Annotated in this window: 10 protein-coding genes; 3 read left to right on the forward strand and 7 right to left on the reverse strand. The window is 56.6% G+C overall.

All coding sequences use genetic code 11. The features are described from left to right. Positions 1–68 precede the first annotated feature (68 nt). Complete coding sequence (locus GNZ13_RS43160; protein ID WP_328807377.1) at positions 69–536, reverse strand: hypothetical protein; 468 nt, start codon at positions 534–536, stop codon at positions 69–71. Positions 537–589: 53 nt separating this feature from the next. Here GNZ13_RS43160 and GNZ13_RS43165 point away from each other — a divergent pair, with 53 nt between their 5' ends. Continuing rightward, positions 590–1,414, forward strand: a complete 825-nt coding sequence (locus GNZ13_RS43165; RefSeq protein WP_172176532.1) for a DUF1566 domain-containing protein — start codon at positions 590–592, stop codon at positions 1,412–1,414. A gap of 32 nt (positions 1,415–1,446) precedes the next feature. On the opposite strand, the gene gltS is transcribed toward GNZ13_RS43165, so the two are convergent. From gltS to GNZ13_RS43190, 5 genes are all read right to left on the reverse strand, one after another. After that, complete coding sequence (gene gltS, locus GNZ13_RS43170; RefSeq protein WP_407945698.1) at positions 1,447–2,646, reverse strand: sodium/glutamate symporter; 1,200 nt, start codon at positions 2,644–2,646, stop codon at positions 1,447–1,449. A gap of 424 nt (positions 2,647–3,070) precedes the next feature. Beyond that, on the reverse strand, positions 3,071–4,141 hold the full coding sequence (gene doeB / locus GNZ13_RS43175) for a N(2)-acetyl-L-2,4-diaminobutanoate deacetylase DoeB (protein WP_172176534.1): 1,071 nt from the start codon (positions 4,139–4,141) through the stop codon (positions 3,071–3,073). A gap of 182 nt (positions 4,142–4,323) precedes the next feature. Continuing rightward, positions 4,324–5,532, reverse strand: a complete 1,209-nt coding sequence (gene doeA / locus GNZ13_RS43180; protein WP_172176536.1) for an ectoine hydrolase DoeA — start codon at positions 5,530–5,532, stop codon at positions 4,324–4,326. 152 nt (positions 5,533–5,684) lie between these two features. Further along, on the reverse strand, positions 5,685–6,839 hold the full coding sequence (locus GNZ13_RS43185) for a branched-chain amino acid ABC transporter substrate-binding protein (protein WP_216675248.1): 1,155 nt from the start codon (positions 6,837–6,839) through the stop codon (positions 5,685–5,687). Between the two features lie 68 nt (positions 6,840–6,907). After that, positions 6,908–7,477, reverse strand: coding sequence for an ureidoglycolate lyase (locus tag GNZ13_RS43190; RefSeq protein ID WP_172176538.1), 570 nt, complete (start codon positions 7,475–7,477; stop codon positions 6,908–6,910). Positions 7,478–8,029: 552 nt separating this feature from the next. On the opposite strand from GNZ13_RS43190, the gene GNZ13_RS43195 reads away from it, so the two are divergent. Beyond that, entirely contained in the window at positions 8,030–9,508 is a 1,479-nt protein-coding gene (locus tag GNZ13_RS43195) for an NAD-dependent succinate-semialdehyde dehydrogenase (protein WP_172176540.1), read from the forward strand. A 10-nt stretch (positions 9,509–9,518) separates the two neighbouring features. Beyond that, on the forward strand, positions 9,519–10,916 hold the full coding sequence (locus GNZ13_RS43200; protein WP_216675249.1) for an aspartate aminotransferase family protein: 1,398 nt from the start codon (positions 9,519–9,521) through the stop codon (positions 10,914–10,916). 230 nt (positions 10,917–11,146) lie between these two features. Here GNZ13_RS43200 and GNZ13_RS43205 read toward each other — a convergent pair. After that, positions 11,147–11,879: Lrp/AsnC family transcriptional regulator (locus GNZ13_RS43205; RefSeq protein WP_216675250.1), on the reverse strand; the 733-nt coding region annotated here is incomplete at its 5' end.

Here is an 11,879-nt window from a genome sequence, read left to right on the forward strand (position 1 = left end):
GTCATAGCGAGCCTTCTGCTCTTGCCGGGCACCAGATCTCCCGCATTCGCGGACAGGCCGGGCTCCGGCTACTTCGTTTGACCAGGCTCATCCGACTGCGGCAGCGTGCCGGGCGTCTTCGCACTCAATCCCTGTGCACCGCTCGATGTCGTCCTGCGTTGACTCGTGAGAACGCCGTTTTCGTCGAACTCGAACACGACTGTCGAAGATTGCGTGTCGGCCCCGCCGAAGAGCGAACCGATGAGCGGGATAAAGCTTTCGGGACGGGGCCTGGATGTGACGAATGAATAGATCAGCACGGTCGACCCATCGCTTAGCGTGGTCTGTGCCGTTGGAGATCCAAGCACGGCGACAACCTCGTCAAGGCTGGTCACACCTTGCTTGAAGCTCGACAGCTGCTCTGGTTTGACGTCGACGCCCGCCGATATGCAGGCGGCCAACGCACTGCAAAGCATAATCAGAACGTAAATACGCTTCATGTCATCACCGCTACGACTCAAGGCGCTGCGACCGGAATCGCTGAACCCACCTTCCATGCTCGCGTGTTCGGTGCGACTGCGACGCCCTATCTGAAGGATACATCCCGGCCGTGATCCAGCAGCTTTATAAAATGGGTTATCAGTTATTTGCCCCACCAAAAAAGACGTTTACTTCCTCCGTTTCCGGGCTTAGCTTGACGCACAAGGATGCAAGCGTCTCCGGATCATCTGGGCTGTGGCCGACGCTCCACGCCCGGCCGGGGTTTGTGACGCAACCAGATCGTGTCCACGTGGTCGATCATGAACACACTTATCGGACTGTCATGACTTTCGTCAGCGGAAAGTGGAATCGGAGATTGGTGCTGCTTCGCGCATTGTCGATTGCAGCACCATTTCTGAGTTTGAGTCTTTCGACCGCCGCAGCAGGGGCGGACGCGATGGTAGCCACTGAAGAAATCTGCATGCCTGCGGGGACGTATCCAATGTTCGGCGGTGGCACGACCGTCTTCTCTCACAACAAGACCTGCTTTAGCCGCCCCGCAACTGACACCTATCCATGGGAGAAAAAATCCCTGAGCGCGACGAAAGGCGCCCGAGACCCTTTCAATGGATCACGGGTGGTGCGCTACGACTACCACGACGCGCTGTACCACTGTGCGAAGCGTGATATGCGGCTACCAACGGTCGAAGAACTGAAGGCGCTGTTCGCCTACGCGAACGCTGGTAACAGTACAGCTACAGGGAGCAAGTACGCGATCGTCGCGCCAAAAAACGATTCGCGTTATCCAGATGGTCTCTATGGTTGGGGGGGCGGCAGCATATATTGGTCACACACCTTCGCCGGGAAGGGCTTCCACAAGGCGGTCAATCTTGGCAACGGTCGAGTGAGCATTTACTACGATTCACATAAAAGCTACGTGTCGTGTGTACGCTGAAGGGGCTCGCCACGCTGCAGGTCTGGTTGCCTTTACCTGTAAATTGGCAGCAGCAGGAACAACTTGATCACGATCGCATTCGCGATGTCAATAAAGAACGCTCCCACCATCGGTACGATCAGGAAGGCCAGATGGGAGGCGCCGAATCGCCCCGTAATGGCTTGCATGTTCGCGATGGCAGTTGGCGTAGCCCCGAGGCCAAAACCGCAGTGCCCCGCTGCTAGCACCGCCGCATCGTAGTTCCGCCCCATGATCCGAAAAGTGACGAATATTGCATAGCCGGCCATGGCCATCGCCTGGACTACCAGGATTGCGAGAAGGGGTAGCGCAAGCGTGGCCAGGTCCGCTAGACGCAAGCTCATCAGTGCGATCGCCAGAAAGAGTCCGAGGCTTACATTGCCGAGCAGTGCTGCTGCGTCCTCGAAGACCTGGTACCAGCCGCGCACAGCAAGCCCGTTGCGAAGAATGACGCCAACGAACAATACACACACGAACGCGGGCAACTCGAACGCCGTGCCGTTCAACCAGGACGCGAGCGCCGAGCCGACCGCGAGGCAAACGGCAATGAGCGCTACTGTTTCGATGACTGCGTCCGCGGTGATCGGGCGCACCGCTTTGGGCTGCTCGAAGCCGGTCGTGTCTGCGGAATTCGATTCGGGGTTGGGGGTAAGGCCATAGTGCGTGATGAGAAAACGCGCGACCGGGCCGCCAATCAATCCTCCGAGTATCAGGCCGAACGTGGCGCAGGCAATCGCGATCTCCGTCGCCGATGCGAGCCCGTGACGTTCTGCAAACACCTTGGCCCACGCGGCACCTGTGCCATGGCCGCCCGACAGGGTGACGGACGCCCCGAGCAGGCCGAGAATGCGCTCTTGCCCCAACGCCCAGGCGAGGCCGATGCCGAGCACATTCTGCATCACAAGCAGCCCGACCACTGCGCCGAGAAAGACAATCAGCGCGCGACCGCCAGCTTTCAGCCCTGCGAGATCTGCGTTAAGACCGATGGTGGCGAAGAACGTCAGCATCAACGGCACTTGAAGCCCCGGATCGAAACGCACGTCGATTTTCAAGGCGCTGCGCAGCGCAAAAACCAGCAGCGCGACAAGTAGTCCGCCGACTACCGGTTCGGGGATACTGTAAGCCCGCAATATGGGTGTACGGGCAAGGATCCACCTCCCGAGCAGAAGGACGAGTGAAGCGGCCATCAGCGTTTCCAGGGTGTCGAGGCTCACAATGTTCCTCTCCGGTTGGGAAATCGATTAGTTAGCCTCGTCTGATGGGCTTCCACAGGTGTCAGAATGCTACTTACCCATGGAGCGGCACGCCCCAACCAATAGGCTATGAGTCTGGTGTAAAGGCCGCCATTGGACCTTGGTCCAATGTGAGTGCGGGAAAGGCACATACACCTATTGTGAGTACACAAATAAGCCTGCACTTAAACTTCTTATGGACAGGGGCTTGTAGGCTGCCGGCGCCACCGCGAGAAGGACGAAGAGTCTGCATTTCAAGCCGTATCACACAGACAAGTCTCCATTCCATACACGAGACGCTGCACTTTCCATACGGAGCGGGCGTTCTTGGGTTGCCATTTATTGGGGGCGCCATCAAGGCGACTATCACACGGTCAGATCGCCGCTCAAGGCAGCGACGAACGGTTCATGCTTGCGGAAGTAGCCCTCGTAATCGTCCTTCGTCAGCACGGCAGCCGGCCGCTACCACATCGCGCTCGACGACTATTGCAACAACCGCGATCGTGTCGCCGACTTTCACCAACCCAGGAAAGTGTCGGGCTACGACAATCCCGTCTCGCCGTGCTCTGTATTCGACCGCCGGCACGCCGGTGCGACTCGTGTCGTAGATGCGTGCCAGGACATCGCCGCACGTAACTGTTTCGCCAAGGTCGCGGCACATCTCCAGCAATCCGCCGTGGTCGCTGGTGGTGTAGCAGGATCCGTCCGGCATATCGAGGAGTGTCGTCGTGCGCCGCTCCGTACCCGGTTGCCCATCACCCTCCAGGATGCCGGCGTACCGTAAGAAGCCACGCACGCCCCGGTCAGCAATAGCGACGCTTTTCGCCGTTGACGCACCGCCGCCGCCGAGTTCCGTCGATACGAACACCTTGCCAGCCTCCTCGACTGCCGTGTCAAACATCCCGACGCTGTCGAGTTCGAGAAGCCGCATCGAGTACGGGGCGCCGAATGCTCGCATCGCGGCCTCGCAACGTGCCTGCTGAGCCTTGTCGTCGAGCACGTGGATCGCGGCAAATGGCACGAAATCGAGCGTGCGACCGCCAGCGTGAATGTCGAGCACGTAATCCGCAAGCGGGAGCAGGTACCGCTGGAAGTAGTCAGCGATTTTCTCCGTCACGGTGCCGTCGGGCCTGCCTGGGAAGCTGCGGTTCAGGTTGCCCGCGTCAATCGGCGAAGTGCGTGTACCGGCCTGGAACGCCGGATAGTTCATGAACGGAATGATAATGACCCGTCCACGCACGTCGTGTGCGCGAAGCTCGCCTGCAAGCTTCGACAACGCAACGGGGCCTTCGTATTCGTCCCCGTGGTTGCCGCCCGTAAGCAAGACGGTTGGTCCCTCACCACGTTTCACGACCGCAACCGGAATCATGACCGTGCCCCACGCAGAATCGTCCCGTGAGTACGGCAGTTTCAAGAACCCATGTTGCTCGCCATCGGCGTCGAAATCGACAGTGGGGGTTATTGGTGAAGCCAGCATCGGGCCACTCCTTGATAAAAGTTCGTGTGGCGCCTTACGGTAGATCAGGACACCTTAATTGGACATCACCGGCGCCCCGGTCGTCACCGTTTCGCACAACAATCAACTCACAGTGCTCCGGAGAAGTTGAGCAGCAATGCCCTCATCCACTTCTCCCGAAACACGCGTCAACTTAGAACAAGTCAGTTTTTGACAAAGAGCTTCCGCGGAACATCGCACAGACATGATGAACCTGTCGGTGTAATAACGATGCTCTCGGTAATCTCCAGTCCCCAGTCCTCGAACCACAGGCCAGGCATGAAGTGGAAAGTCATGCCCGGCTCCAGCACTGTTTTATCCCCGACGCGCAAGCTCGTAGTACGCTCGCCCCAGTCTGGGGGATAGCTCATTCCGATCGGATATCCCACGCGACCACTTTTCTGAATGCCGTGCCGATTCATGACAGAAAAGAAGGCCGTTGCAATATCCTCGCACGTGTTTCCCGGCTTGGCAGCTTCAAGCCCAGCCTCAATTCCTTCAATAACCGCTTTTTCGGCGTCCAGGAATTTCTGCGGAGGCTGACCGATATATACCGTTCTCGACAACGGGCAGTGGTATCTTCTATAAACCCCTGCAATTTCGAAGAAGGTACCCGCACCGCGCTGGAACTTCGAATCGTCCCACGTCAAATGAGGAGTAGCAGCCTCAATTCCGGTCGGAACCAGAGGCACAATCGACGGATAATCCCCACCGAAATCATCCACACCCCGAATCGCGGTTGCGAAAATTTCAGCAACCAGATCGTTCTTCCGCATACCCGGTTCGATCAAATCGAGGATTCGACCGTACATCTTCTCCAGGATGCGCCCCCCGATCCGCATATAGCGCAGTTCGGTCTCCGACTTCACGGCGCGTTGACGGTTAACGAGCCCTGTCGCATCCACCCACGAGTTCTTCGGCAAATGCTTCTGCAGTGTCGTAAGCGACGCCGCAGAAAAGTAGAAGCTGTCCATTTCCACCCCGACAGCCAAACCTTCCCAGTGACGACCCGCAATCACTTCGCGAGCAAGGTACTCCATCGGATGCAAGTCACGCTGGACATACTCCTCCGGGTACGCGAACAATGCGGCATCGGTCATGTAAGTGGTCGCTTTGGCACCGTTGAGATCGATGCCGCGTCCGAACCAGACGGGTTCGTTATCCATCGAAACAACCACACATTGATGGTTGTAAAACGAATAGCCATCGTACCCCGACATCCAACCGATATTGGCGGGGTCCGACACGATCAGCAAATCCATGCCTCTCGAGACCATCTCGGTACGTACTTTTTCTAAGCGAACCAAATATTCCGCGCGATCGAAAAACTTTCGAAGCTTTGGAAATCCGGTGTCACTTGAGATTTCGCTCATTGACAATACCTCATAAAATGAATTTTCGTTCCTTCAATAATCCAATTTTGAAAAATCGAATGTACGAAAGTCCTCTCTTTACTTTACGTCTCAAACTTGAGAAACAAACATCCGGGAGCTCGACTCGACCAGTTGCTCCCGGACGGAACCGCTTACATCGTCACTTGGTCGACGAACGTCTTCTTCCCGTTTTGATAGTCAAAGATCGAGATCACACCGTTCCGAAGATCCCCTTTCTCATCAAATTTGGTTTCACCAGTAACGCCGCGATAGTCGGTGGCCGGCGTCGCAGCCAGAATCTTTGCTGGATCTGTCGAATTCACACGACGCATCGCATCTACCACGATATACACAGCGTCGTAAGTGAACGGTGCATAGATTTCCATCGCATGCCCAAAACGCTTTTGATATTTGGCCTTGAACGCGGCGCCTCCCGGCATCTTCTCCGGGGACGCTCCGGGCTGAGAGCACACTACGCGATCAACCGCGCTTCCCGCCAGCGCTTCCAATCTGTCAGAGCATACGCCATCACCAGAAAGAATCTTCGCCTGCAAGCCAAGTTGTGCGGACTGTTTGGCGAAAGGCCCCCCGGTTGCATCCAGACCGCCATACATGATTGCGTCAGGTCTTTCACTCTTGATTTTCGTCAAAATGGCGTGAAAATCGACAGCTTTATCGTTCGTGGTGTCTCGAGAGAGGACTTGGATACCCAGGTTTTTTGCCGCTTTTGCGAACTCATCCGCCAAGCCTTGGCCGTATGCCGTAGCATCGTCAACGATCGCAACGGTTTTGATCTTCAGTTTCTCGCTTGCATAGTTTGCCAGCGCAGGACCTTGTTGCGCGTCAGTGGCAACCAGGCGGAAGACGTTTTTGAAACCCTGTCGCGTGAGAGTCGGGTTGGTCGCCGATGGTGTGATCATCGTAATTCCCGCGTCGCTATAAATTTTTGATGCCGGAATCGAAGTGCCCGACTCCATGTGACCAACGACCGCCACCACTTTCTCGTCAACGAGCTTCTGTGCCACCTGGGTAGCCGTCCTCGGGTCTGCGCCGTCGTCTTCACCGTCCAATTGCAGAACGACCTTCTGACCACCAATCACGAGGCCTTTTGCGTTGATCTCCTCGACCGCGAGCCTTGCACCATTCTCGTTGTCTTTACCCAACTGTGCGACAGGGCCAGTGAGCGGAGCAACATGGCCGATCACCACTGTCTCATCTGCGACCGCCGGTGCCGGGTAGACGACCGCGAAAGCACATGAAAGCGACGAGAGCGCCGCAATATACGAAAGGGATTCAATTTTGCGCATGATCACCACCTGTTATTGAACGTGAGATAACTCAAAATCACTGCGCTTTTCGGTATTAACGAAAAGATTTATGCGACATCGACAATTTCGTTTGACTCGACCTCCGTCAAGACTACCCGACGCGGCACAATTGAATTCCTTGAACTCTCTGCTGTTGGACATCCCGTGTGCAGGTGGACAATCAAATCGTAAGTTGTCGATTGCCGAGATAGCAGAAGGGCCATAACCTCGCCTTTCGACACACGGATTGCGTGCCAACATCCCGGGCGCACGCATGTCCCCATGCCTATTGGAATTTCAAAGGCTCCGATTGAGTCAATGTCAGGGCCACCAGATTCATTGCTGGCAGCAACAATTTGGATCAACGGCCCGGTCAGTGGCACAACCGCTTGCTGAGTCAACAAGCGTGTCTCGAGGGTGCGCACAATCGGGTCGTCGTCGCTGAAGTTGCCCCACACAATTTCGGTCTTGTTCGGAGCCCCCGTATCGAACAGGTGCTCCCGCCACATCGACAGCGTGGCGCCTTTGAAGAACGGCTTGTCGCCGGCAGTAGCCATTGCTTTACCCAACACCCAGCCAAACGGAGAAAAAGACTCCGGCGTCAGTTGCTTGACAGTGAGTAAAGGTGCTGTGCTCATTCGTGCTCGCTGAATTTCCAGGATGCAACTTGCCGGTCTGCCAGATTCCAAAAGCGCCGTCGTGAATCTTTCGGGATTACGGGCACATTGCGTTGAGAAGCACTGTCGGCAGCGGGATGTCCGATCTGAACGGCTTCGCAACGTGTGCCAGGTTTCATGCCTCCTCTCCTCGAATTCATTTGGAATGGAGAGAGTTTCCGCCGGCAATAAAAGCGCAATACGGCGTTTGGTCGCTACATCACGCAGATAATCTGCATTTTTGTCTTCGTCGCGCACAATTTGTGCGGACCGTCAACTGGCAGGGAATCGCCGCACGTTTGACTACCCGGAGGTGTTGTGCGCCGGGCCAAGAGCCGTAGGTCGTGCGGTCGAGCGTGCAGCGGCCAGTCGCCTCGACGGGAATACGCCCTCAATGCCACGCGGCGTTGAAAAGCTGCGTAGCGAGAGGAACATCGCCGGAATTCGACGTCACAATCAATTCAAGTGCGCTTTTTCAGCGAGGCACCGACGCTACCATGTATACGTCGTTTGACGAGCTTATGAGGACACGTCGTGAAAGAGTTAGCAAGAAATGCACTGGCTTCGCTGAGCCGCGCGGACCTGTTGGAACACCGGTCCTACGTGAACGGTTCGTGGAAAGCCGGCCAAGAGAAGATAAGTGTCATCGATCCCGCAACCAGCGAAGTGATTGCCCAAGTGGACATGCTTTCCGCGCATGCCATTGATGCCGCGGTCGATGCCGCGCGAGCTGCGTTTGAAGGCTGGCGCGAACTTGTTCCGACCGCACGTGGCGCGATTCTTCGAAGGTGGGCTGCATTGCTGCGGAGCAACTCCGGAGACCTCTCCGTAATCATGACGTCGGAGCAAGGCAAGCCTATCAAGGAATCGCGCGGGGAGATCGAGTACGCCGCGAATTTTCTCGACTGGTTTGCAGCCGAAGGTGAACGTGCCTATGGTGAGACTATTCCGAGCCACCTGGCGGGTAGCCGGCTGACTGTCACCTGGCACCCAATCGGAGTGACGGCGGCGGTTACACCCTGGAATTTTCCGATCGCGATGATTACGCGCAAGGCCGGCGCTGCGCTCGCAGCGGGTTGCCCGATGATCGTCAAGCCCGCGCCGGAAACGCCGCTATGCGCGCTGGCCATCGCAAAACTGGCTGACGAAGCAGGTATGCCGGCGGGTGTGTTTCAGGTCATCAACGGCGACGCGGCCGAGATGTCCAAACGTCTTCTTGAAGCTACGGAGGTCCGCTCCTTCAGCTTCACCGGTTCGACCACGGTGGGCCGAATCCTGCTGCGCCAGTCGGCAGAGACGGTCAAGAAGGTCTCGATGGAACTGGGCGGTCACGCACCTTTCATCGTATTTGATGACGCGTCTCTCGAGGTCGCGGTCGAGGGCTGTATTGATGCGAAGTTTGCGACGTCTGGCCAGGATTGTCTTGCTGCAAACAGAATCTACGTCCAGCGATCCATCTACGAGCAGTTTGTGGAGAAGTTTTCGACCGCTGTCAAAGAGCTGAAGGTGGGACATGGTCTGGATCCCAGCTCCGACATCGGCCCGATGACTCGTCCGTCTGTGTCTGCGAAATGTCGCGACCAGATTGGGCAGGCAGTAAGCGCGGGAGCCCGCGTCGTTGCAGGTGGAGGCACCTCTCCGCTGGGGCACCAGTTCGTTCCTCCGACAGTTCTGGCTGACGTCGCAGATGACATGGATATTGCGAAGGAGGAGACGTTCGGTCCGGTCGCCGCAATCCTGCCGTTTGATACCGAAGCTGAAGTACTGCAACGCGCAAACAATTCCGAATACGGTCTCGCTGCGTATGTCTACACGAGCAACCTGAATCGTGCGATGCGTATGTCCGATCGACTGGAGTACGGGATGGTGGCCGTCAATACACCGAAGTTCACGGGTGCATCGATTCCGTTCGGGGGATGGAAGCAGTCGGGCCTTGGGCGGGAAGGATCGCGCTACGGCATGGGTGATTACATGGAGCAGAAGTACACCTGCTTCGGCAATTTGAAGGATTAAGGAGATAGACATGGATATCAAAAAGATTTCGGAAATGGATCGCAATTCGGTCCTCCATCCGTTCACGCAGCTTCACGATTTTGCTGCCGGGAAGGCCGGAGATCCCACGATCGTTGAAGGTGGCAAGGGCATTCGCATTCGCGACGCCGAAGGCCGCGAGTACATTGACGGGTTCGCCGGTCTCTACTGCGTCAACGTTGGCTACGGCCGCGACGAAGTCGCCGAGGCGATTGCGCGGCAAGCCTACAAGCTCGCCTATTACCACACGTACGCTGCACACACGACGGAGGAGCTTGCCAAACTGTCTGACCGCCTCGTCAAGATGGCGCCGGGCAAGATGAGCAAGGTGTTCTACGGCCTTTCCGGCTCCGACGCCAACGAAACGCAGGCGAAGCTCGTCTGGTACTACAACAATCTTCGCGGGCTGCCGAAGAAGAAGAAGATCATCGCGCGTGAACGCGGATACCACGGGTGCTCAGTTGTGTCCGGCTCGATGACGGGCATGAGCTTCTATCACGACTACATGGACCTGCCGGTCTCGGGAATTTTGCATACGGGCGTACCCCATTATTATTGGGGTGCAAATCCGAGTGAGACGGAGCTGGAGTTCTCGGCACGTCGTGCTCGCGAGCTGGAGGAACTCATTCTTCGTGAGGGCCCGGAAACTGTCGGTGCATTCATCGCTGAACCTGTCCTCGGCACGGGCGGCATCACGCCCCCACCGGAAGGCTACTGGGCAGCGATCCAACCGGTTCTGGCGAAATACGATGTCCTGCTGATTGCAGACGAAGTGATCACAGGCTTCGGTCGTACCGGCGCGATGTTTGGTTCGCAAAAGTACGGGATCGAGCCGGACCTCATCACCGTCGCGAAGGGGCTCACGTCCGCGTACGCGCCACTGTCGGCATGTATTGTGGGCGAAAAAGTCTATGAGGTGCTCGACGCAGGTGCACAGAAGGTCGGTGCCTTCTCGCATGGCTACACGTACTCTGGCCATCCGATTGGCGTTGCAGCTGCGAATGCAGTCCTCGACATCGTCGAGCGTGAGGACCTCCCCGGAAATGCCGCAAACGTCGGCGAATATTTCCAGACGGCACTAGAGGATGCGTTCAGCGATTCGCCGATCGTCGGTGAGGTTCGTGGTGTTGGCCTCATGGCAGCGGTTGAATTCGTTGCTGACCCGGCGACCAAGCAACGCTTTGACGCGCAACTGAAGGTCGGGGCACGAGTGTCGAAAGCCGCTCGAGACCGCGGGCTGATCGCTCGCGCGATGCCGCACGGCGACATCCTGGGTTTCGCTCCTCCGCTCACGATTACCAAGGCGGAGATCGACGACATCGTTGGCATTGCTCGTCAGGCGGTCTCACAGGTTGAGAACGAACTGGCCAAAGAGCCGACGCATTCCTAAGTTTCTCTGACCGCTCTTAGGTCCGAGAGTTAGCTCCTTTACGTCGCGCGATGTTTAGGAGCTCTTTTTACTCCGCGAGACGTCCGTATCCGCTCGCGCGCCATGTCACGCTCTCGATTGGTTGGACAAGGAACCGAAATCGGGAGCATACGAAGCCAGTTCACAACACCATCCCAGCAGTCAAGAAAAAATAGACAGGACCTTGCCGGCGCCCTCCTATCCGAATCAATCTAAATTGATGCGCCTAAAGGCATCGGCAGAGTAAAGCCAGCTTTAACGCGATCCATAACAACCATCGTTTTGAAAGACTTAATATCCGTATTCTCGTAGAAGAAACGCCTGGTAAATTGCTCGTAGTCTTCCATATTGTTTGCAGTAACCAGTAGAACAAAGTCTGCATCACCAGTAACGTAGAAGCCGCTCATTACCTCGGTAGTATTGCAGATCGCCTGCTTGAAGCGGTCAACGATATCCGCCCGCTCCCGCTCCAAGGTGACGAGGACCAACATCGTCACGTTCCGGCCAATCGCCTTGGGTGAAACGATTGAAATGTCTGCTTCAATCACGCCCTCTGATCGCAACCGCTTCAGTCGACGCTGGACTCCAGTTGCGGACAATCCGACCTTTTCTCCAAGCTCGTCGCTGGTCAGGCGATTGTTACGTTGCACAAGGTCAAGAATGCGAGCGTCGATTTTGTCGAGATCCATGGTCATTACGGTGTGGCTATTAAACAACTGACAGAATAGCGGAAGTCCTCTCAAGCATCTAGCACGCGACACGGCGTGGTCAATCTCGACGTTGCGCGACAGAGATCGTGATAGGCGCAACCGTCTGTTGACTAGGAGGTTGTCGGAGTTTGCGCCGAGGTTGGTCATCCGGGCGGGCACGTTGGGCGTTAATGAATCAGCCAGTTCACTGAGAGAGCCCATAGATGAGTCGCTTCGTGCCCGTTGATCGTCAGAC

It is taken from the genome of Paraburkholderia elongata, from assembly GCF_013177735.1.
Lineage (GTDB): Bacteria > Pseudomonadota > Gammaproteobacteria > Burkholderiales > Burkholderiaceae > Paraburkholderia > Paraburkholderia elongata.

Coding starts and splice junctions, on each gene's coding strand:
- doeA (WP_172176536.1), bottom strand. CDS start 5,532: ATGAGCGAAATCTCAAGTGACACCGGATTTCCAAAGCTTCGAAAGTTT.
- GNZ13_RS43190 (WP_172176538.1), bottom strand. CDS start 7,477: ATGAGCACAGCACCTTTACTCACTGTCAAGCAACTGACGCCGGAGTCT.
- GNZ13_RS43200 (WP_216675249.1), top strand. CDS start 9,519: ATGGATATCAAAAAGATTTCGGAAATGGATCGCAATTCGGTCCTCCAT.
- doeB (WP_172176534.1), bottom strand. CDS start 4,141: ATGCTGGCTTCACCAATAACCCCCACTGTCGATTTCGACGCCGATGGC.
- GNZ13_RS43160 (WP_328807377.1), bottom strand. CDS start 536: ATGGAAGGTGGGTTCAGCGATTCCGGTCGCAGCGCCTTGAGTCGTAGC.
- GNZ13_RS43185 (WP_216675248.1), bottom strand. CDS start 6,839: ATGCGCAAAATTGAATCCCTTTCGTATATTGCGGCGCTCTCGTCGCTT.